The following is a 20,204-nucleotide window of genomic DNA, read 5'->3' on the forward strand; positions in this document are numbered from 1 at the left end:
AAGGAATGAGTAAGCGATATGAGCAGCATATTCAGTAAAATCATTGCCGGCGAACTACCGGGACATTTCGTCTGGCGCGACGACCGGGTCGTAGCCTTTATGACCATTGCACCCATCGTGCCCGGGCACTTGCTGGTGGTGCCGGTTGAAGAGATAGACCACTGGGACGATATGCCGGAAAAACTGGCAAACCACTGCCTTGGGGTTGCGCGCGTTATCAGTCGAGCACAGAAAGCCGTGTATGGCTGCCAGCGAGTCGCTTTGCAGATTATCGGACTTGAAGTTCCTCACACCCATCTTCATTTGGTGCCGATCAACACCATGGAAGATACCGACATCACGCGTGCCAAGATGGCGGAGGCCGATGCGCTGGCTGCTGAAGCAGAAAAACTGCGTGCAGAACTCGTAGATAAAGGCTTTAAAGAGGCCCGGCTCTAGAGCCGGGCACTCGCTATTTCAATCAGGCGGGCAGACGGTCCACAGGAATGGCGGAGTGCAGCACTTTGCCTTTCAGCCAGCTGCCGCCATCCGGGTCTTTCAATACATCACCCACGCCCCCCGGCGTTTCTATCATCACATCCTGCTGCTGATCCAGGATTCGATCCCAGTCCGGCAGGTCCATCGCATCCAGTGCTTTGAGTAGCTGCTGAGCGTCAAACTCAAAATGCTGCCACGCAGTTTGTTTTTTACCAATGCGGGGGCTCAGGGTTTTATCCAGCGCCATGACGCAGCGCAGACGTTTAAGGAAAACCTCGTCGTGTCCTTCTTCCTTGGCCCAGGCACAGAGTACCTTTTCCAGGAGGCGATAACTCGTCTGCGGTGATTGCAGTAGCGCCAAATAGAGTTTGGAGCGTTGCTCATAGACGGCCATGCGATCACTGATATCCAGGTTCGGCAGCTGGTTCTGATATTCCTGCAGACAGGTACGCAGCAGATGGCGCAGAGCGCGAGAAATGCCGTTAACACCTGAAAGGGCAAGAAAACGATTGGTCAGCGGTAGCAGATGCCCGTGCACAAAAATAATATGGGCGGTAATCAGAAAATAACCTTCAATGCCTTCGTCACGATCGAAGGTATGGCAGCCGACCACATACTCGCCCTTGGCTTTGCCATAACCCGCTACCGGAATCGTTTCGATCTGATATTCCTCGCGCTTTTCGTAAAACTCCGTGCCGGGCAATAGGGTGTAGCCGAAGATATTGATATTGGGGAAGGTGGCCAGCAATTGATCGAGGTTCGCTTCAAAATCTTTCAGATTGTCGCCGGGCAGGCCCCAGATCAGTTCCGCGGCGATGGGCACGCCCTGTTCCGCCATCTGCTTGGCAATGGGCTCATATTTGTTGGAGCTCATGTTTTGCCGGTTGCTCAATTCCAGCGCCAGCGGGGTCAGGGTCTGCAGCGCCAGCTGGTAGTGGGGTAGTAGGCCGTGGCGATTCAGCAACAACACGATTTCCTGAACGCGCGGGCTGTGTTTTTTCGACCAGGACGTGGCAAAGGTGCTGGGAAAACCGGTTTCGGCTTTCAGATCGCAGATCAGTTGGGCTTTGGCCAGATCGTCTTTCAAAGCACCGAAGTTTGAATCTGCAAGCCAGATATCCTTGATGCCCGCCGCGACGATTTGACGCCAATCCCGTTCAATACGCTCCATGGAAAACTGATACATCTTGGTGCCAATGGCGCCGGTGCCCCATTCGCAGAAAGCACATTTGAAGGGACAGCCACGGCTGGTCTCATAGGAGATGGAGTCATACAGGGCTTTGCCGGTGACCTGATCACGCAGTGGCACCACATTCAGCGCTGAGGGCAGACTGTCGAGATCCACACGGCGGGTACGTTCGCCGGTTTTGCGCAGTTCGCCCTCGTCGAGGTAGGCGAGGCCGCTGATCTCGGGCCAGTGGCTGCGCGCGGGATTATCCAGCAGTTCCTGAAACGTCGCTTCCCCTTCGCCCAGTGCAATCAGATCAATGGGCTCATCAAACAGGTAGTCTTCTGCCTGCTGAACATGGGGGCCGCCGGCAACCACCAGCAGCTCCGGGCAAGCCGCTTTCAATTGCCTTGCAATGCTAAGAAACTCCGCCGTATTCCAGGTGTAAAAGCTCAACCCCAGTATCGGTGTGAGACCTTCGGCCAGCGCCTGCTGAGCCCGTGCCAGTTCCTGTTGAATCCACTGGGCCGGCCATTCGAGCGCCTGATCGCCATCACGAAAGTGCACCAGCTCAATCTCGTTTTGATCCGTCTGCGTGCCGTATTCCAGATAATAGGCCTTGAGCCCTCCGGTGGTGGTTGGCGCGGCATAGAATTGATCCGAATCCATGCTGAGCAGCCAGACGGGGCGTTTAATGGGGTTCAGGGAAGAGGCGGGCAGAGACATGTGTGTAAATCGCGTTATTAGAGTGAAAAGGCCGTGTTTTAAATCACTGCGGGTTTAAACACAGGGTAAAAACTGTGCAATCCAGCGCGTAGCCTAACAGGCTTTAGGGCTCTGGGCATTAGCATTTTAGACGCCGCAAACCGGCATATTCGGCGCCTAGAGAGGAGGAAAACTCAGTGATTCTGGAAGCGCGCCAGATAGCGCGGTTGCAGGGTCAATCCCAGCGCGGCGCGGCGGATTAGATCCAGACAGCAGGCGCTGACCCAGCGTCGAAACATACTGCGCTCAAAGGGCACCTGCAGGGCGTAGCAGTGAGTCTCTTCGGGCGTCGCCAGAGCGATCCAAACCGTGCCGACCGGTTTCTGTTCCGAGCCGCCGTCGGGCCCCGCAATACCGGTGACTGCGACGCTGATATCGGCGCCGCTGTGCCGTTTGGCGCCCTCTGCCATTGCCCGGGCAACAGGCTCGCTGACGGCGCCGAAGTGTTCGAGATCGCCTGCGGGCACGCCGAGTTGGCTCTGCTTCATGGCGTTGGAGTAGGTCACCCAGCCCGCCTCAAATACCTGAGAGGCACCGGGAATATCGGTGAGTTGACTGGCGATCATACCGCCAGTGCAGGATTCCGCCGTGGCCACATGGAGTTGCTCGCGGTAGAGGGCGTCGATAGTGGCTTGCGCCAGTGAATTCGGTGCATTGGCGATATAGCAATCCTGAAAAATGTCATCGATCAGACGCTGCTGCCAGGTATCCAGCTCGTCCGAATTCGCTGCGCGGGTGGTGAGCTTAACTTCAAGTGCCGGCATGGAGGCGCGAAAGCCGAGCTCAATACTGTCAGGCCAGTCCGGATACTGATTGCTGATCAGTTGCTGCAGGGTGGATTCGCCGCTACCAAAGACCAGCAGGCGACGGGTCTCAACGGAACCCGAGGGGAAATGCTTTAGTAATTGGGGCAAGACCTCGTGACGCAGCATCCAGCGCAGCTCTGAGGGCACCCCGGGTGTGGCATATACTAGGCAGCCGTTCAGTTCCATCTGGATGCCGACGGCACTGCCGGTTTCGTTGGCGAGTATGGCGCAGCCTTTGGGCAGAAGGGTCTGTTTACGGTTGGCGTCGTTGATCTGTATTTGCCGTCGGCCGCACCAGGTTTCCAGATGCGCCATGGCGTCGGGGTGAATGGCCAGAGGCTGGCCGCTGGCTTCCGCCATTGCCTGAGCGGTTAGATCATCCACGGTTGGGCCGAGGCCGCCGTTAATAATAAGCACATCGCTGTTGCTGCTAAGGCTACGAATTTCCTCAACCAGTGTCTCCATTTCGTCACCGACAGTGACTTTGCGGGCGATGCGCCAGCCGTACTTGCTGAACAGGTCGGCCATCATGGAGGAGTTGGAATCGACGATATCACCGGACATGATTTCATTGCCGGTGAGTAGCACTTGAATCTTCATGGTTATGTCTCGATAGACTGCGGGATGGACTGGGCATCTTGTGAAAAGGGTAGTGCGCTTGTAGGCTAATTACAATTCTCTCTGAGCTGTCAGGATGGTTTGTCGATGAATCGATGGTTGGTGCCGGTGTTGTGTGCGGTGGTCCTTGCCCTAGTCTGTGTGCAGGTCTTTTTTATTCAGAACAATCGTGCGTTTCAGCGCAACGTGGCATCTGAGCTGGCGGCAGTGAAAACCGAGCTGGCGGAAACCCGGGAAGAAAACCGGGAACTCAGAGCGGCGCTGGAAGAACTCCAGTCGAGTGATCTGGACGTTATCGTTGAAGAAGCTGGTGATGCTTTAGTAACAGGCTGGAACAGTATGTTGGATGTTTTGGAGTCCGAGTTGCGCAAGGCCGAAGAGGCCATGCGCGAGCGTCGTGAACGCAACGATTCCAAGTCGGAAACTCCGCAGAATTCCAATCCTCCCGCCGAACAGTAGAAGGAATCCGTCTGTGACAGAACTCAAGCGCAAAGTGCAGGCCGTTGAAGTCAATTACGTTTGTGACAAGTGCGAACACGGGATGGTAGAGCGCTGCGGTGAGATGGATGCCAAAACCGGTGTTACGCCGCACAAGTGTATGATCTGCGGTCACGAACACAGCTTTAAGTGGGTTTCCTACCCGCGCATCGACTATATCGGTATGGACGAATCGCTTTAGCTGTCAGCCTTGCTCGTTGCGAAGAAAGGGCGCAGCTGCGCCCTTCAATCGGTTTTTACTGCGCAGTGGGCAGCATATCCAGTCTCATGCCGGCGCTCCAGCCACCGTCCACGATAAATTCTGCACCTGTGGAATAGCTGCTGTCGTCGGATGCCAGATACAGTGACATGCTGGCAATTTCTGACGGCAGTCCAACCCGCGGCAAAGGGTGATGGGCGTAAAAGGCGTTGTCTTCTTCGGTGGGTTCCGTTTTGTCGCCGGCCGCGTGCATAGCGGTAAAAACGCCGCCCGGGTGTACGGTATTGACGCGGATGTTGAAGCGGCCAAATTCCAATGCTGCGGATTTGCTCAGGCCGCGCAAGGCCCATTTGCTGGACGAGTAGGCACTCAAACCATTTTTGGATTGCAGGCCGTCAATCGACGAAATATTAATAATTGAGCCCCCGCCTGCGGCCTTCATGGCAGCAAAGGATTCCCGCATACCGATATAGGGTCCGAGCTGGTTAATGCTGATTACGCGCATATAGTCTTCCGGCGTAGCGTCGGTGATCGCAGCGGCGTAAAGAATCGCGGCGTTGTTGACCAGCACCTGATAGCTGCCGAGTGAGGTGGCGAGCTCTACCGCCCGTTGCCAGTCTGCTTCTTCGCGCACATCCAAATGGACGTAGTGGGCGCCTTCCCCCAGGCTGTCGGCCACTGCCTGACCTTCGGTATCGAGTACGTCAGCAATGACCACCACAGCTCCCTCCCGGTGAAACAGGCGGGCGGTGGTTTCACCCATGCCGCGAGCGGCGCCGGTAATGATGGCAACTTTGCCACTGAGTCGTCCCATTGTTTGTCCTCATTTGCTAGGGTAGTGGGGCCGTTATTTAAGCGTGGGGCGCTCGGGCCCATCAAGCGCAACGGAACTTTCAATTAGTCTGGATTAACGATGTGTGCCCACGGGCGGCACTTTCCCGGTGGTGTGGGGTCTGAGCAGACTAAGGTTTTTAGGACGGTATGGAGGTTTCATGAAGTCAGTCCTGTCGTTAAGCCTCGCAGGGTTCGTATCGCTGACGGTGCTGGCCGGGTGTACCCGCCAGCCCGAGCCACCGGAGCCAGCCTCGGTGGATGTTACCGATGTGACGGACGTGACCTCCGTCACGACGCCGCCGGCCTCGGCCGCCGCCACGCCTGCCCCTGAAAATGTTGACGCTAACAGCGCTTCCCAAAGCAGCTCGTCCGAAGGCGGTGTAAGGCCGGTGTCACTGAATCTGTCGCTACCCAGTGAAGGTGGCTCGAACAATGATCAGTACCTGTTTGCTGAAAAAGAGCAGACACCAAATTACTTTCAATCCAAGTCAGACAAACCGGGTGTTAAATTCAAGGGTAAGGTCTATATGATCGACGAGCCTTCCTCGGAAAAACGCATGGATAACGTTGATGGCGGCGAAATTGGCATCGTTGTACCGCTGAAGTAATCCTCGCGTTTCAGTTTGGCTGGTTGACGCAGTTCATCACTTCACCTTGTTTGAAGCGCCGCACGATTTCCGTACTTTGATCAATCAAGGCCTGTCGTGCTTCGCGACTGCCCCAGGCATTGTGCGGGGTGATTATCAGGTTGGGGTGAACGACGTCCAGCAGGGGATTGCCGTCGCGTGGTGGCTCTACCGATAGCACATCCAACGCGGCCCCTCCCAGCTCACCGCGCATGAGCGCCGCTGCCAGATCGGCTTCATTGATAATGCCTCCTCGCGCCGTATTGATGAGCAGTGCTTCTGGCTTCATTTGCGCCAGTGCATTGGCATCGATCAGGTTGCGGGTGGTTTCCGTCAATGGGCAATTCACGGATATCACGTCGCTTTCCTTTAGCAGGCGGTCGAGGCTTACTCTCGGCAGATCTGTTGTCGACGTCTTCTGCGGGCGATTGGACTCCAGGGCAACGGTTCTCATGCCCAAGGCCTGTGCCACCGTTGCCAGCCGTGTTCCCGAGGCGCCTGCGCCAATAACACCCAGTTGTTTGTTATGCAGTTCGATGATGGGCGGATCAAGCAGGCAGAACTGGTCTGCGCCTTGCCAGTCGCCGTTGGCGATTCTTTGTTGATAAGCCGGTAATCGCCGTGCCAAAGCCAGCATCAGGCTCAGGGTGTGCTCTACCAGCGAGTGGGTTGAATAATCGCGATTGTTGCACACGGCAATTCCCAGCTGAGAGGCAGCCTCAAGATCAATAATGTTGGTGCCCGTCGCCAGAACCAGAATCAGCCTGAGCTCAGGCAACTGTTCTAGCGTCTCCCGGTCCAGCGGGACTTTATTGGTCAGAGCTATTTGCGAGCCCTTTAGCCGCTCTAGTTGCTGTCCTGAGAGTGTCTGATCAAAGGCTTTAAAGTTATCGAACTCGCCGATCAGATTATCGAGGTGGAGGTCAGAGCTTTGCAGGCTGCCCTGATCCAAGAGTACGCCCTTCATAGTGATTGCCTATCAACGCTGAGGCGAAAAAGTAACACGAGTCGCAGCCAGTACAAGCCGGTTTTAAGCTTCTGGTCTTTTTCAGTAATCTTATGTGTGTAATGTAGTGTTTTTGTAGTGAAAGTCGAAAACGCATCGATGATGCAGTAGAGGTCGCAATGACACACCTTATCGAGATGTCTGTCCCAGAAATGGGTTACAGGTTACGAACCGCTCCTGTATATAAAGCCAATACATTTTAAGTGTATGAAATATAATAAATAAAACGATTTCTATGGGGGTTTTTAGGCTCTAAAACATGTGTCATGTCACATTCTTGGGCGCTTCTGTCCGGGCAAATACGTATTGTGATTAATCACACATCAAGGTCTTGAAAACAGCGCTGTAATGTAAATGCCTCGTCGGTACTTGTGGGTTCACTGTGTTGCATAGTGGTTTAGGGCGGGGACATGTAATTAGGAGAGGTCTGATGAAAAATTTCAAGAAACGACTGCTCAATACAGCGATTGCCAGTTCTCTGGTGCTTGCCGGTTCAGCGTCTGCGCAGCCGCTGGTTGGGGCGATTGTGAACGTGCCCGGTGTTGGCAATGTTTTGGGGGTCGGGATCGGCGGGGATACCGGTCTGGTTGATGTCAATCTGGCGGGTAGTCGTTTCGCTTTGACACCCGACAGTAATCCGCTAACCGGTGTACCTCGTCTGATTGGCGATTTTCAGCGGGGTACCGGTATTCCGGTGGCGGATCTGGTGAATATGGTGCCGAGTCTGGATGATGGCCCTTTGCCGGGTCTGCCAAATGATCCGGCTGAGATTCTTGATGATCTGCTGCCCACGGGGCCGAGCGCTATTCCGGCATTACCCGTTGACCCGGTGGGAACGCTTACTGCCATGGTTGGCGGTGGGTTGCCTTCGCTGCCGGTTGACCCAGTGGGTACGCTAACAGGCTTGATCCCTTCAGGTGGTGGTTTGCCAGGCCTACCTGCGTTGCCGGTCAATCCGGTTGGCACAGTAACGGGTCTTGTGGGCGGTGGATTGCCTGCGCTGCCCATTGATCCTGTTGGTACTCTGACCGGATTGATACCTGCCGGTGGTGCGCCGGGCTTGCCTGCCTTGCCAGTCGATCCGGTTGGCACGGTCACCGGTCTGGTGGGCGGTGGTCTGCCTGCGCTGCCCGTTGATCCGGTAGGCACACTGACCGGTCTGATACCTGCCGGTGGTGCGCCGGGCTTGCCCGCCTTGCCAGTCGATCCGGTTGGCACGGTCACCGGTCTGGTGGGCGGTGGATTGCCTGCGCTGCCCGTTGATCCTGTTGGTACTCTGACCGGACTGATACCTGCCGGTGGTGCGCCTGGCTTGCCCGCCTTGCCAGTCGATCCGGTTGGCACGGTCACCGGTCTGGTGGGCGGCGGCCTGCCTGCGCTGCCAATTCCCTAAGTCCCATTCGGGAACGATATGCACTTGTTTGCCCCCGCCCTGCGGGGGCTTTTTTATCATAGTCATAGAGCTTATAGGCGCACGAGAGTGGTGGATTTCGTCGCAAATTCGGTATTTGTCGGCGCGCTGACCAACAGAATGTTTCTTGCTGCCTTCTGCGAGTGCTAACATTTTGCGCAATCACTTCAGACTAAGGGCAAAATTTTGGGGACGGTAAAACGGACGTTGCTGGCGATAGTCGGATGCTGGGCGGTGGGAGTACAGGCTCAAGGTCTGCCATCATTGGCGAGTGGCACCGCAAATGCAGTGGGTAGTGCGGTTGCTGTGCCGGGTGGCGCGATGGTCCCGATCAGCGACGGATCAGTGATTGATATGAGCGGAATCCCGGCAGATAACCTTGTCGGCCTGGGAAGTGGCTCCTCACCCGATGTGTTCGTTGGCGGTATTCCCGAGCCTGAAGAAAAGTTAGCGTCGCTTGAGAAGAAACAGGAGCTGGACTACGAAGCCTGCCCGGATGATGACAATGATGGCGTTTGTAATACTCAGGATTATTGCAGCAACACACCGGCGAAAGCGGTAGTGCTGCCAAGTGGCTGCCACTTAAGTCGCGATGCGCCGCTGGAGCTGGTAGGGGTATTTTTTGACTTTAATGGCACTTCACTTCGCCCCGAATCTTTTGAGATTCTTGACCGCGTCGTGGCGGTGCTACGGCAGCAATTCAACGTGGTTGTTGAAATCGGCGGGCATTCTGACTCACGCGGCAATCGAGAAACCAATCGCAAAGTTTCCGAAGCGCGTGCTAAAGCAGTCTACGATTACTTGATCAATCGCGGAATTGCGCCTTATCGACTGCGTTTCAAGGGCTATGGTGAAAGCCAGCCGGTGGCAGCCAACAAACTGGCTGATGGTGAAGACTTCGCGGCCGGGCGCGCCCGCAATCGGCGAGTTGATCTGCGCGTTGTCAGCGATCTGGCAGAAGCCGGCTCCGAAGCTAGCCGCACCAATTAATTTATCCAAGCAGAAGGGAATTCTCTATGGCGATCGACCTGCCGCCGATCATTCCGCCGCAATTGTCCAGTGCCGAGAAAATCGAAGCACACGCCAGTCGCGGATCGGAAACGATCAATACGGAAGTCAGCGGTTTTACCCTGCGCGTTACCGGGAATCGGTATCTGACAGAAGAGCAGATCCGACAGATTGCAGGTGCAGCGAAAACGCCTTCGCAGGCTATTCGAGCCATTAATCAGGCTTATTATCAAAGCGGCCATCTTCTGGTCACGATTTATTACGCCCAGCGTGGCGAAGTGATTTACGCCCATGTGGTCAATGGCAAGCTTGCCGGTGTTGAAGGCGATCAGAGTCTCACTTCGCACTTCACTCCGCTGGTCGGCGACGAAAATCTGACCGTTGCCGAATTTGAACGGCGCCGCGTGCTGGCAGATATTCAGGCGAATAGAAGCGGGCAGAAATATCAGATTAGCTATAAGGCAGGTTCCGAACCCGACGCCATGACGCTGGTGTTTAACCAGGCCGATGTTGAAGATTACGATCCAACGGAATGGGGGCTGTCATTAGGTAATCAAGGCAACCGCTTTGTGGGCCGGTATTTTGCGGGCGCCAGCGTCACTCATCAGTTCTGGAATGGGACTGAGCTGGATGTGAATTACGAGTCGGCCATGACAGAGTGGGGGGAAACCAATGGCGGTCGCAGCTACGACGGCTTACTGTTGACGCTGGATAAACCGACCCGATTCGGTCTCTACGGTGTGGAGCTCAGCCATGCTCGCTACGAGCGAGATGATGTTGTGATTAATCCCGGTCAGGAAGATACCTCGCTGCTGTGCACCGTGTTCGGCTTTTGCTCGGATGCGCCGGCCACGAATGAACCCGTCGTTGTCGAAGGTGAAACTTCTTCTGCGGCCCTGACCGGGGAGCAGGTGCTGTATGCGACTCCCCGTCAGCGGTTAACCGTCAGTGAGCGGCTGGACTACACCAAAGCCGATATCGAGCTTGATGACGGCCGAATTCTGCAAGAAGAGGCCCATGCGGCGGCAGAGCTCGGGCTGAAGTATTTCCGCTACTCGGACTGGTTTGGCAAGCCGGTTCGGTGGAGCGTGCAGGGTTTTGTCGAAAAGGGGCTTAGTACCGATGACGGCACCTTTTCTCTGGACAACAATGCCAACAATGTGTCGGCGGGCAAACGCACGGCTGAGTACCTGCTTTATCGGCCCAAGATGGGGGTTAAAGTAGGGCTGACTGACAAGTGGTCGGTTACTCTCGACGTGCTGTCGCAGCTGTCGGACGGTGAGCAGCTGCCGCAGCAAAAGCAGTTTGTTCTCGGCGGTATGTCGACCCTGAGTGCTTATCTGCCGGGTACTCTGATCGGCGATACCGGGACCTATGTTCGCGTAAAACTGGAACGCAACGGCTGGGAAGCCTTTGGCATGGAGTTCACGCCCGCTCTGTTTGCAGAGTACGGTCAGGCCCAATTTGAAAACGTTGATGGTGAGTTGGGAGATACCCGCAGCTTGAGCGATGCGGGGCTTAGCATCGAAGGGGAGTTGGGCTGGGATATCACCATGCAGTTTGTGGCAGCGGCGCCATTGTCAGATCGCAACATCGGCGAAGACGCGTTGGAAGATCTGGAAGTCGATTTTTACTGGAAGCTCAGCAAAACTTTCTGAGCAGACAAAAAAATGCCCCGACAAAGTCTCGGGGCATTTTTTTAAACCTTTCTCGGATATCAGCAATCGGTGTCCTTGGCACCGGCTCCTTCTTTGGCATCTTCACAGGTGTCTTCTACCGCGTTGCCAAAATCCGTTGCAGCCTCATCCATGTTTTCACCCATTTCCTCCATTGGGCCTTCTTCTCGCTCACAGCCGCTGAGAGTCGTGAGTGAAATCAGCATCAGGGCAATCAGTGAAAAAGCTTTTGCAAGTTTCATAGTCATGTAGAACATCCTTTTCCCGTTCATAAAGTCGAGACGTGAAGATATTTTTGTATCGCTGATCCGTACAGTAAATATGCACACTGCACTCAGTTTGGAAGGATTTGGAAAAAGGCTCGGATTCCCCATGAAATGGCCGTTTGTCGACATACGGCCCGCTTTCAGCCTGTGAGTCGCTGTGAAAAAATAACAGAAACCCCTAACATTGAGGCCGCGTTATGTCCCAGCAAGCTTCCAGTCAAAAAGAATCAAAGCCGGTGGCGGTTATTTTTATCAACGCAAGCCGCGGGCGCCCAATCCAGTGGTCAATGATCCCGACTTTGTAGTGCGCTTCTGGCAAGAAAGTGTCGCTTTGGTCGCGGATTTCCTTCCTTAATCTCCTCCGATAGCCTTAGTTTTCACCCCAGCCGTTTGGACGGTGGTGATGCCGGGGCCGTTTACGGCACACTCAAATCTGCTCGGGGGAGGTAAGGCATGAAAAAAATACTATGGGGGCTTTTAGTGGTCAGTTTGGTGCTGCTGTTGGCGGTATATTTCAAGCTGCAACCCGAGCGCCCTCCCCAGAGTCAGGTTTTTATGAATGCTCGGGTGCTGACCATGGACCCGAATCTGCCTGTCGCCGAAGCGGTCGCGGTGCAAGACGCCCGGATAGTGGCTGTTGGCTCCCGGGACGATATGACTCCCTATATCAATGCCGACACGGTGATTCACGACCTGAACGGCAAAACACTGATGCCGGGCTTTATTGATGCCCATGGCCATTTTCCCGCGTCCGGGCTCTCGGTTTTTGGACTTGATCTGAACAGCCCGCCCATCGGGAATATTAGTTCAATGACTGAACTGCTCGCGCGCCTGACGGAGAAGGCTGCGCAAACGCCAGAAGGGGAATGGGTGTTTGGCTACGGCTATGACGATACCCTGCTGCAAGATAAACGCCATCCGACCCGACTTGAACTCGACGAGGTTTCAAGTGCTCACCCTATTGCCATCTGGCATATTTCCGGACATATGCTGGTGGCTAACAGCAAGGCGCTGGCGCTCGCGGGGATCGACGAGAATACGCCCAATCCGGAGGGTGGGGTTATCGTCAAAGATCCTGCGAGTGGTGAATTGACGGGGCTGCTCGAAGAAGAGGCGCGCATTCCGGTACTGGAAATGTCGATGGATTTGTCGGTGTTTCAGTTTCTGGAGATGATCAAGAAAGCCTCCGTTGATTATCTGGCCAAGGGGGTAACGGTCGCGCAATCCGGGGCTTTGGATGGCACGATGATGCAGGGGCTATGGTTAGCCCAGAAACTGAACCTGTCGCCGCTGCGACTGGAGTTGTGGCCCTATTACGATAGCCTTGGAAAAGAGCTGATCGAAGGCCAAAAGAAAGCGGAGGATTTTGAATCCGATCAATTGAATCTGGGCGCTATCAAAATCACCGCCGATGGCAGCATTCAGGGTTTTACCGGCTATCTGTCCAAGCCCTACCACACGCCTTATCACGGTAAGGACGATTACCGCGGCTACCCGACGATTCCTCGTGATGAGCTGACTCGCATCGTTACGCGTTTTCACAAAGCGGGCTATCAGCTGGCGATTCATGGCAACGGCGATGCCTCTATCGACGATATCATTCATGCGTTTTCCGAGGCACAGAAAACCCATTTCCGCGAAGATCCGCGCCTTATTCTCGTTCACGCCCAGATGGCACGGGAAGATCAATTGCTTCGCATGAAAGAGCTCGGTATAACGCCGACGTTTTTCTCGGCGCATACCTATTACTGGGGCGATCGTCATCGGGATATTTTCATGGGGCCAGAGCGTGCGGCCAATATGAGTCCGGCGAAGTCCGCGGTCGATCTCGGTCTGCGTTTTACCACCCATCTTGATACGCCGGTGGTTCCCATGGATCCGCTGATGGGTGCCTGGACGACGGTCAATCGCAAGACCAGCAGTGGCAAAGTGATTGGGCCCCATCAGCGCATTTCCGTGGAGCAGGCGCTGCGTGCGATTACGATTGATGCGGCGTGGCAAATATTCCGCGAGGATGAAATAGGTTCCGTCACCCCGGGCAAATTGGCTGATCTGGTGGTTCTGGAGCGCGATCCCTTGAGTCACCCCAAGACCTTCAATGACATTCCGGTGATGCGCACTGTCATTGGTGGTGTAACGGTCTATTCGCGAGATTGACTGTACGAGATTATTTCTTGTGCGAGGCCCGGTAATCTTTGGGCGACAGCCCGGTCACCTTTCTGAATAGTCTGGAAAAGTACAGTGGGTCGTCATAACCGACCGCTGTACTGACGGCGCTGATTCGCAGGTCGGTGGTATCCAGCAACTGGCAGGCCGCCTCAATTTTCATATGCAGAAAGTGTTTAATCGGTGAGTAACCGGTCGCCTCTTTGTACTTGGTGGAAAAGTGATATTTGGAGAGATTGCAGCTCTCGGCCAGCTCGTCCAGCGTGAGCGGTTTATCCAGATTCGCCCGCATATTGTCTTCGATCTCACGCAGGTTAAAACCGGTTGCCGTATTGTGCTGCGTTGAACGATTCTGCAGAGCGATATAGCTCAGTAATTGTTTCAACAGATTGGCGGCGTGAATAAAGGGCAATTCGCGGTAGCCGGTCTCACGCACACTCAGCAAGCTTTGAAAATCCCGCACCAGCTTCAGGCGCTGAGTCGCCGGTACCAGCAGCTGTTCGCTAGCGCCGATAATCAGATTCACGTAATGCTCGGCCTGATCCCCCGCAAAATGACACCAATAGATCGTCCAGGGGTCTTCCCGGCTAGCCTCATAGAAGTGGGGCGTATTGGCGGGAATGATCAGCAGATCGCCAGACTGCACGCGGCGGGTTTTCTCGTGCGCTTCGATTATCCCTTCGCCGTCTATGCAAAAGATCAATAGATTATCGTCGTGGCGTTCGCGGCTCATGCTATGGCCGTGAGCCTCAGGGTAGTAGCCCATGGCCGAGGGGTAGCAGTCGCGCGCCAGCGGACTGCTGCGCAGGGCGTCCAGCAGAAAACCGGGCGTGACGAAGCGAATGCCGTCTTGCGGCAGGGGCCAGTGCGAGGGTTGGCTCATGGGTAATTCGGTAGCAGTCTCGACGAGTTGTTACCGCAATATAGTCCATGTTATTCGAAATTTCGTCAATACTGCTGTTTCTGGTGCGCGGGTATAGTCTCAAACATTCCATAAACAACTCTTAAACCCGCTATCCACATTCAACGACAGGTGAAGCAATGAACAAGCGCGTACCCCTTCTGATTAATGGTCAGTTTGTTGACAGTAAGTCGGCCCAGACCCTGCCGGTTATCAACCCGGCAACTCAGGGTGTTCTGGCCGAAGTGCCGTTCGCCACTCCGGACGAAGTCGAGCAGGCCATTCAGGGCGCCGCCGAAGCCTTTAAAACCTGGCGCAATGTACCGGTACCCGAGCGTGCCCGTTTGATGCTGCGCTATCAGGCCCTGCTGAAAGAACACCACGACGAGTTGGCCGAGATTCTGGCGGAAGACAACGGTAAAACCTTTGAAGATGCCAAGGGCGATGTCTGGCGCGGTATCGAAGTGGTTGAGCACGCCTGTAACGTGCCTTCGCTGCTAATGGGTGAAACCGTTGAGAATGTGGCCAACGGCGTAGACACCTACAGCAATGTGCAATCGCTCGGTGTGTGCGTGGGCATTACACCCTTCAATTTCCCGGCGATGATCCCGCTGTGGATGTTTCCGCTGGCGGTGGCTTGCGGCAATACTTTCGTCTTGAAGCCCTCTGAGCAAGTGCCGCTGACTGCGGTGCGTCTGCTGGAACTGTTTAAAGAGGCCGGCTGTCCGGATGGTGTGGTGCAGATGGTTCACGGCGGCAAGGATCAGGTGGATCAACTACTGACTTCACCGGTCACCAAGGCGATTTCCTTCGTCGGTTCAGTGCCCGTTGGCGAACATATTTACCGCACCGGTACTCACCACCTGAAACGCGTGCAGTGCTTTGCCGGTGCCAAAAACCATATGGTGGTCATGCCGGATGCCGACAAGAATACCGTGGTTAATAATCTGGTCGGTGCATCTGTCGGTGCTGCCGGTCAGCGTTGCATGGCGATCAGTGTGGCCGTGTTCGTCGGTGACAGCATTAACTGGGTCGACGAGCTGAAAGAGAAGCTGGCCAAAGTGCAGCCCGGCTACTGGAACGATGCGTCAGCCGGTTACGGCCCGCTGGTCAGCAAGGCCGCTACCGATCGTGTTAAGGCCTATATCGCAAAAGGCATTGAAGAGGGCGCGACTTGCCTGCTGGATGGTCGCGATTGCACCGTTGAAGGCTACCCGGATGGTAACTGGGTTGGCCCGACCATCTTTACCGATGTAACCACCGACATGACCATTTACAAGGAAGAAATCTTTGGTCCTGTGCTGGTGTGTATGCACGCTAAAACCCTGGGTGAAGCGATTGAACTGATTAACGCTTGCCCCTTCGGTAATGGCACCTCTATCTTCACCAAGTCGGGCGCTGCTGCACGTCGCTACCAGCATGAAATTGAAGTGGGGCAGGTGGGTATCAATATTCCGATTCCAGTACCCCTGCCTTTCTTCTCCTTTACTGGTTGGAAGGCCTCTTTCATGGGCGACTTGCACGCCTACGGCAAGCAGGCGGTGCGTTTCTATACGGAAACCAAGACTATTACCGCGCGCTGGCCGGTGGATGAAGCTGCGGGTGATCAGCCAAATATGACCATCGCTCTTAAATGACAGGTGTAAACCACCTGTCATTGCGAGGAACGAAGCAATCTCCCGAAGCCTCTGCCGCACTGGAAAAGGTTGCTTCGCTTTGCTCGCAATGACGTGAGTTATCGAAGAGTTGGAATGACCCTTAAGGAATAACAATGGATTTCGAACTGAACGGAGATCAGCGCGCCTTTCAGGATACGGCGCGTCAATTCGCCCAGGACGTTATGGCTCCCAACGCTGCCGAGTGGGATGCCACCCACTTTTTTCCCAAGGATGTGCTGCGCCAGGCCGGTGAGTTGGGCTTTATGGGCCTTTATACGCCGGAATCCGAGGGCGGCATTGATCTGTCTCGGCTTGACTCCGCCATTATTCTGGAAGAGTTGGCCGCAGCCTGTCCGTCTACGGCGGCCTATATCAGCATCCACAATATGGCGCTGAGTATGGTGGCGCGCTACGGAACGGAATCTGTGCGACGCAAATTCTGCCCCGGCTTGACTGCAGGCGAAACGCTGGCCTCTTATTGCCTGACCGAGCCGAATGCGGGTTCTGATGCGGGCAACCTGAAAACCCGCGCGGTGCGTGACGGTGATGTGTATCGTCTGACCGGCAGTAAGGCCTTTATCTCCGGCGCCGGTGATTCGGATGTGCTGGTGGTGATGGCTCGCACGGGGGCGGACGGACCGAAAGGCATCAGCGCCTTTGCCATTCCCGCCGATGCGCCGGGCATCAGCTACGGCAAAAAAGAGGAAAAGATGGGCTGGAATAGCCAGCCGACCCGAGCGATCAGTTTCGACGAGGTGGAAGTGCCGGTCGAAAACCGTTTGGGTGATGAGGGGCAGGGTTTTGCCATTGCCATGGAAGGCTTGGATGGCGGCCGTATCAATATCGCCACCTGTTCCATAGGCGCGGCACAGGCCTGCCTGCAGTTCGCCTTGAGCCATGTGTCAGAACGCCAGCAATTTAATCAGCGCATAGCGGATTTTCAAAATACGCAATTTAAACTCGCAGACATGTTGACCGAGCTGGTCGCCGCGCGCCAGATGGTGCGTTTGGCCGCCTTCAAACTCGATACCAAACACCCTGAGCGCACGGCCTACTGTGCGATGGCAAAACGCTTTGCTACCGACGTGGGATTTGAGGTGTGCAATCAGGCACTGCAATTGCACGGTGGCTACGGTTACATTCGGGAATACCCGGTAGAGCGTTTTCTGCGTGACAGTCGGGTTCACCAGATTCTGGAAGGCACTAATGAAATCATGCGCGTGATTCTGTCGCGCCGTATTCTGATGGAAGGTATGACGGAGATTCTCAGATGACAAGTACGATGACGATAACCAGCCCTACTGAAAAACTGAAACTCGAGCGTGACGGTCATGTCGCCATCATCACCATCGACAACCCGGCCGCCAATACCTGGGATGGCGATAGCCTGCCGGGCCTGAAAAAGATCGTGGAAGGTCTGAACAAAGAGAAGGATATTTACGCTTTGGTTGTAACCGGGGAAGGTGAGAAATTTTTCTCCGCCGGGGCCGATCTGAAAATGTTTGCCGACGGTGACAAGGTCAACGCTCGCAATATGGCAGAGGCCTTCGGCGAGGCTTTTGAAGCGCTGGCAGATTTTCGCGGCGTAGCGATCGCAGCCGTGAATGGCTACGCGATGGGCGGTGGTCTGGAATTTGCGCTGGCCTGTGATATCCGCGTGGTTGAAGAACAGGCGCAAATGGCTTTGCCGGAAGCGCGTGTTGGTCTTTTGCCCTGTGCCGGCGGTACTCAGCGTTTGAGCTGGCTGGTAGGCGAAGCCTGGGCCGCCAAAATGATTCTCTGTAATGAGCGCATCAATGCCGCCACCGCTGAGAAAATTGGTCTGGCTCAGGAAGTGGTACCGAAGGGCGAATCCCTTAAGCGCGCCATCGAGCTGGCTCATCAGGTTGCCAAGCAAAGCCCGAGCAGCGTAACCGCCTGCAAAAAGCTGATTCGCGGTGCCCGCGAGCGCGCTATGAACCCGCAACTTCCGCTGGAACGGGAACTTTTTGTGGATCTGTTCGACACTCAGGATCAGGTCGAAGGTGTACAGGCCTTTCTGGAAAAGCGTGAGCCGGAGTGGAAAAATGCCTGAGCCCGGTCCCGTTATTTTTGAAGAGGTGGATGCGACCAATGGCAAGGCCATTGGCGTAATCACCCTCAGCGTTGAGAAAACCCTGAACTCACTGACCCTGCCCATGGTCGATCTGATGCTGGCCCAGCTGCAGGATTGGCAAGACGATGATCGCATTGCTGCTGTTTGGCTGCAGGGGGCAGGGGAGAAAGCTTTTTGCGCCGGCGGCGATGTGCAGGAACTGCATCGCTCCGCGACTAAAACCCCGGGCGGCCCCTGTGTGGAAGCGGAAACCTTCTTTGAGCGGGAATACCGCCTTGACTACCTGCTGCACCTCTATCCGAAGCCGGTAATTTGCTGGGGTGACGGTATTGTGATGGGCGGCGGCCTGGGCCTCTTTATGGGCTGCAGTCACGCCATTGTCACAGAGAAAACCCGGATCGCCATGCCGGAAATTACCATTGCTCTCTATCCCGACGTGGGTGGTACCTGGTTCTTGAATCGCATGCCGGGCAAGACTGGTTTGTTTGTGGCCTTGACCGCAGCGTCGATTAACGCCGCGGACACCTTGTATGCGGGGATGGCGCGCCATTTTGCTCAGCGCGCGCGCAAGGCCGAAATATTCGACACAGTGAAAGCGCTGGATTGGAAAGCCGATGATGCCGCCAACAAGGCGTTGCTGACGGAAAGGCTGAAAACCCTTGCACCGGCAAAAGCGATCCAGGAAGACGGCAGTGAGTTGGCCAGCGCCGTCGCCCAGCATCGAGGGCTAATTGATCAGGCCTGTAGTGGCGATGATCTCGAAACCGTAGTGAACGCCGTTCTTGCCCTGGATTCAGCGGATGACAAATGGCTGGATAAGGCGAAGGCCAGCTTGGCTCACGGCTCGCCGATTGCCGCTCACAATATCTGGCAGCAACTCAAGCGCGGTGAAGCCCTGTCGCTGGAAGAGGTCTTCCAATTCGAGCTGATGCTCTCGACAACGGTGGTAAGGCATCCTGAATTTGCCGAGGGTGTGCGCGCGCTGTTGATCGACAAGGATAAAAATCCACAGTGGATTTACACCTCTGTTGCAGAGGTTCCCGCCGAGCTGACTGAGCAATTTTTTACGCCGCCGTGGCCGCAAAACCCGCTGGCGGATATCGCGACATTAAAGAGGGCATAACATGAGTACCGTAGCGTTTATCGGTCTGGGCAATATGGGTGGCCCGATGGCGATCAATCTCGCCAAAGCCGGGCACACCGTGACCGCCTTCGATCTGTCGGAAAAAGCTCTGGCAGCGGTGAAGGCTGAAGGGGTTAATATCGCCGCCTCGGCTGCCGATGCGATTGCTGGTGCAGAAGCGGTTATCTCCATGCTGCCTGCCGGTCAGCATGTATTGGCCGTTTATCTGGACGAGGAAACCGGCATCCTCAAACAGCTGAACAAAGGCGCGCTAGTGCTGGATTGCTCCACCATCGATGCCGACAGTGCTCGCGCGCTGGCCAAGGCCGGTGCCGAGCTGGGTGTTGGCGTCATGGATGCGCCGGTTTCCGGTGGTGTGGCGGCCGCGCAGGCGGGTACGCTCAGTTTTATGTGCGGCGGTAGCGCCGAAGATTTCGAGCGTGCCAAAGCCATTCTCGCCGGCATGGGCAAAAACATCTTTCACGCCGGTGACAACGGTGCTGGTCAGGTTGCCAAGATGTGTAACAACATGCTGCTGGCGATTCACATGATCGGCACGGCCGAGGCTCTGCAACTGGGTGCTAATAACGGCCTTGACCCCAAAGTACTGTCCGAGATCATGCTCGCCAGCTCTGGCCGCAACTGGTCGCTGGAGGTCTATAACCCCTATCCGGGCGTGCAGGAAAACTCCGCCGCCAGCAAGGGCTATCAGCCGGGCTTTATGGTGGATCTGATGATCAAGGATCTGGGGTTGGCCATGGAAAACAGCATCGACAGCAAAAGCTCAGTGCCCATGGGCTCGCTGGCCCGCAGCCTCTATACCGCCCACGGCATGGCAGGCAACGGCCAGAAGGATTTTTCCAGTATTCTCAATCTGTTACGCAAGCCCTCCTGAGTCGGCCT

Annotated in this window: 19 protein-coding genes; 13 read left to right on the forward strand and 6 right to left on the reverse strand. The window is 55.5% G+C overall.

Annotated elements, in window-relative coordinates; all coding sequences use genetic code 11:
* Positions 1-18 precede the first annotated feature (18 nt).
* Positions 19-438 (forward strand): HIT family protein, encoded by a 420-nt coding sequence (locus FHR99_RS01680; RefSeq protein WP_183408808.1) that lies wholly within the window; start codon positions 19-21, stop codon positions 436-438.
* A gap of 22 nt (positions 439-460) precedes the next feature.
* Here FHR99_RS01680 and FHR99_RS01685 read toward each other — a convergent pair whose 3' ends face one another.
* Positions 461-2,371 carry a B12-binding domain-containing radical SAM protein gene (locus FHR99_RS01685; protein WP_183408809.1) on the reverse strand — a complete coding sequence of 637 codons (1,911 nt, stop codon included), beginning with the start codon at positions 2,369-2,371 and terminating at the stop codon, positions 461-463.
* A gap of 173 nt (positions 2,372-2,544) precedes the next feature.
* Positions 2,545-3,816 carry a CinA family nicotinamide mononucleotide deamidase-related protein gene (locus FHR99_RS01690; RefSeq protein ID WP_183408810.1) on the reverse strand — a complete coding sequence of 424 codons (1,272 nt, stop codon included), beginning with the start codon at positions 3,814-3,816 and terminating at the stop codon, positions 2,545-2,547.
* 105 nt (positions 3,817-3,921) lie between these two features.
* On the opposite strand from FHR99_RS01690, the gene FHR99_RS01695 reads away from it, so the two are divergent.
* The gene (locus FHR99_RS01695; protein WP_183408811.1) at positions 3,922-4,293 is read left to right on the forward strand and encodes an FtsB family cell division protein; all 372 of its coding nucleotides are present in this window, start codon (positions 3,922-3,924) and stop codon (positions 4,291-4,293) included.
* A 13-nt stretch (positions 4,294-4,306) separates the two neighbouring features.
* Complete coding sequence (locus tag FHR99_RS01700; RefSeq protein ID WP_183408812.1) at positions 4,307-4,513, forward strand: type II citrate synthase; 207 nt, start codon at positions 4,307-4,309, stop codon at positions 4,511-4,513.
* Between the two features lie 55 nt (positions 4,514-4,568).
* Here FHR99_RS01700 and FHR99_RS01705 read toward each other — a convergent pair whose 3' ends face one another.
* On the reverse strand, positions 4,569-5,345 hold the full coding sequence (locus tag FHR99_RS01705) for a glucose 1-dehydrogenase (protein WP_183408813.1): 777 nt from the start codon (positions 5,343-5,345) through the stop codon (positions 4,569-4,571).
* A gap of 178 nt (positions 5,346-5,523) precedes the next feature.
* Between FHR99_RS01705 and FHR99_RS01710 the strand changes: the two genes are divergently transcribed.
* Positions 5,524-5,973 carry a hypothetical protein gene (locus FHR99_RS01710; protein ID WP_183408814.1) on the forward strand — a complete coding sequence of 150 codons (450 nt, stop codon included), beginning with the start codon at positions 5,524-5,526 and terminating at the stop codon, positions 5,971-5,973.
* Between the two features lie 10 nt (positions 5,974-5,983).
* Here the strand turns inward: FHR99_RS01710 and FHR99_RS01715 are convergent, their stop codons facing one another.
* Entirely contained in the window at positions 5,984-6,958 is a 975-nt protein-coding gene (locus FHR99_RS01715; protein ID WP_183408815.1) for a D-2-hydroxyacid dehydrogenase, read from the reverse strand.
* A 469-nt stretch (positions 6,959-7,427) separates the two neighbouring features.
* Between FHR99_RS01715 and FHR99_RS01720 the strand changes: the two genes are divergently transcribed.
* The 3 genes from FHR99_RS01720 to FHR99_RS01730 all read left to right on the forward strand — a co-directional run bounded on the left by FHR99_RS01720 (position 7,428) and on the right by FHR99_RS01730 (position 11,074).
* Positions 7,428-8,390 (forward strand): hypothetical protein, encoded by a 963-nt coding sequence (locus FHR99_RS01720; protein ID WP_183408816.1) that lies wholly within the window; start codon positions 7,428-7,430, stop codon positions 8,388-8,390.
* A 252-nt stretch (positions 8,391-8,642) separates the two neighbouring features.
* On the forward strand, positions 8,643-9,398 hold the full coding sequence (locus FHR99_RS01725; protein ID WP_183408817.1) for an OmpA family protein: 756 nt from the start codon (positions 8,643-8,645) through the stop codon (positions 9,396-9,398).
* Between the two features lie 26 nt (positions 9,399-9,424).
* On the forward strand, positions 9,425-11,074 hold the full coding sequence (locus FHR99_RS01730) for a ShlB/FhaC/HecB family hemolysin secretion/activation protein (RefSeq protein ID WP_183408818.1): 1,650 nt from the start codon (positions 9,425-9,427) through the stop codon (positions 11,072-11,074).
* A 59-nt stretch (positions 11,075-11,133) separates the two neighbouring features.
* Here FHR99_RS01730 and FHR99_RS01735 read toward each other — a convergent pair whose 3' ends face one another.
* Complete coding sequence (locus FHR99_RS01735; RefSeq protein ID WP_343067328.1) at positions 11,134-11,340, reverse strand: hypothetical protein; 207 nt, start codon at positions 11,338-11,340, stop codon at positions 11,134-11,136.
* A 471-nt stretch (positions 11,341-11,811) separates the two neighbouring features.
* On the opposite strand from FHR99_RS01735, the gene FHR99_RS01740 reads away from it, so the two are divergent.
* On the forward strand, positions 11,812-13,515 hold the full coding sequence (locus FHR99_RS01740) for an amidohydrolase (RefSeq protein ID WP_183408819.1): 1,704 nt from the start codon (positions 11,812-11,814) through the stop codon (positions 13,513-13,515).
* A gap of 10 nt (positions 13,516-13,525) precedes the next feature.
* Here FHR99_RS01740 and FHR99_RS01745 read toward each other — a convergent pair whose 3' ends face one another.
* Positions 13,526-14,407 carry an AraC family transcriptional regulator gene (locus FHR99_RS01745; RefSeq protein WP_183408820.1) on the reverse strand — a complete coding sequence of 294 codons (882 nt, stop codon included), beginning with the start codon at positions 14,405-14,407 and terminating at the stop codon, positions 13,526-13,528.
* A 158-nt stretch (positions 14,408-14,565) separates the two neighbouring features.
* On the opposite strand from FHR99_RS01745, the gene FHR99_RS01750 reads away from it, so the two are divergent.
* The 5 genes from FHR99_RS01750 to mmsB all read left to right on the forward strand — a co-directional run bounded on the left by FHR99_RS01750 (position 14,566) and on the right by mmsB (position 20,196).
* Entirely contained in the window at positions 14,566-16,062 is a 1,497-nt protein-coding gene (locus tag FHR99_RS01750) for a CoA-acylating methylmalonate-semialdehyde dehydrogenase (protein WP_183408821.1), read from the forward strand.
* Between the two features lie 134 nt (positions 16,063-16,196).
* On the forward strand, positions 16,197-17,357 hold the full coding sequence (locus FHR99_RS01755; RefSeq protein WP_183408822.1) for an acyl-CoA dehydrogenase family protein: 1,161 nt from the start codon (positions 16,197-16,199) through the stop codon (positions 17,355-17,357).
* Positions 17,354-18,157, forward strand: a complete 804-nt coding sequence (locus FHR99_RS01760; RefSeq protein ID WP_246386437.1) for an enoyl-CoA hydratase — start codon at positions 17,354-17,356, stop codon at positions 18,155-18,157. The genes FHR99_RS01755 and FHR99_RS01760 overlap by 4 nt, the downstream gene beginning before the upstream one ends.
* Positions 18,150-19,301, forward strand: a complete 1,152-nt coding sequence (locus FHR99_RS01765; protein ID WP_183408823.1) for an enoyl-CoA hydratase/isomerase family protein — start codon at positions 18,150-18,152, stop codon at positions 19,299-19,301. The genes FHR99_RS01760 and FHR99_RS01765 overlap by 8 nt, the downstream gene beginning before the upstream one ends.
* Before the next feature lies 1 nt (position 19,302).
* Positions 19,303-20,196, forward strand: coding sequence for a 3-hydroxyisobutyrate dehydrogenase (gene mmsB, locus FHR99_RS01770; protein WP_183408824.1), 894 nt, complete (start codon positions 19,303-19,305; stop codon positions 20,194-20,196).
* Positions 20,197-20,204: the final 8 nt, after the last annotated feature.

The organism is Litorivivens lipolytica (assembly GCF_014191715.1).
Classification (GTDB): domain Bacteria; phylum Pseudomonadota; class Gammaproteobacteria; order Pseudomonadales; family Spongiibacteraceae; genus Litorivivens; species Litorivivens lipolytica.

What these genes read in the sequence shown, in the direction of transcription:
- FHR99_RS01680 (WP_183408808.1), top strand. Translation starts at nt 19, where the DNA reads ATGAGCAGCATATTCAGTAAAATCATTGCCGGCGAACTACCGGGACAT.
- FHR99_RS01685 (WP_183408809.1), bottom strand. Translation starts at nt 2,371, where the DNA reads ATGTCTCTGCCCGCCTCTTCCCTGAACCCCATTAAACGCCCCGTCTGG.
- FHR99_RS01690 (WP_183408810.1), bottom strand. Translation starts at nt 3,816, where the DNA reads ATGAAGATTCAAGTGCTACTCACCGGCAATGAAATCATGTCCGGTGAT.
- FHR99_RS01695 (WP_183408811.1), top strand. Translation starts at nt 3,922, where the DNA reads ATGAATCGATGGTTGGTGCCGGTGTTGTGTGCGGTGGTCCTTGCCCTA.
- FHR99_RS01705 (WP_183408813.1), bottom strand. Translation starts at nt 5,345, where the DNA reads ATGGGACGACTCAGTGGCAAAGTTGCCATCATTACCGGCGCCGCTCGC.
- FHR99_RS01710 (WP_183408814.1), top strand. Translation starts at nt 5,524, where the DNA reads ATGAAGTCAGTCCTGTCGTTAAGCCTCGCAGGGTTCGTATCGCTGACG.
- FHR99_RS01715 (WP_183408815.1), bottom strand. Translation starts at nt 6,958, where the DNA reads ATGAAGGGCGTACTCTTGGATCAGGGCAGCCTGCAAAGCTCTGACCTC.
- FHR99_RS01720 (WP_183408816.1), top strand. Translation starts at nt 7,428, where the DNA reads ATGAAAAATTTCAAGAAACGACTGCTCAATACAGCGATTGCCAGTTCT.
- FHR99_RS01730 (WP_183408818.1), top strand. Translation starts at nt 9,425, where the DNA reads ATGGCGATCGACCTGCCGCCGATCATTCCGCCGCAATTGTCCAGTGCC.
- FHR99_RS01735 (WP_343067328.1), bottom strand. Translation starts at nt 11,340, where the DNA reads ATGACTATGAAACTTGCAAAAGCTTTTTCACTGATTGCCCTGATGCTG.
- FHR99_RS01740 (WP_183408819.1), top strand. Translation starts at nt 11,812, where the DNA reads ATGAAAAAAATACTATGGGGGCTTTTAGTGGTCAGTTTGGTGCTGCTG.
- FHR99_RS01745 (WP_183408820.1), bottom strand. Translation starts at nt 14,407, where the DNA reads ATGAGCCAACCCTCGCACTGGCCCCTGCCGCAAGACGGCATTCGCTTC.
- FHR99_RS01750 (WP_183408821.1), top strand. Translation starts at nt 14,566, where the DNA reads ATGAACAAGCGCGTACCCCTTCTGATTAATGGTCAGTTTGTTGACAGT.
- FHR99_RS01755 (WP_183408822.1), top strand. Translation starts at nt 16,197, where the DNA reads ATGGATTTCGAACTGAACGGAGATCAGCGCGCCTTTCAGGATACGGCG.
- FHR99_RS01760 (WP_246386437.1), top strand. Translation starts at nt 17,354, where the DNA reads ATGACAAGTACGATGACGATAACCAGCCCTACTGAAAAACTGAAACTC.
- FHR99_RS01765 (WP_183408823.1), top strand. Translation starts at nt 18,150, where the DNA reads ATGCCTGAGCCCGGTCCCGTTATTTTTGAAGAGGTGGATGCGACCAAT.
- mmsB (WP_183408824.1), top strand. Translation starts at nt 19,303, where the DNA reads ATGAGTACCGTAGCGTTTATCGGTCTGGGCAATATGGGTGGCCCGATG.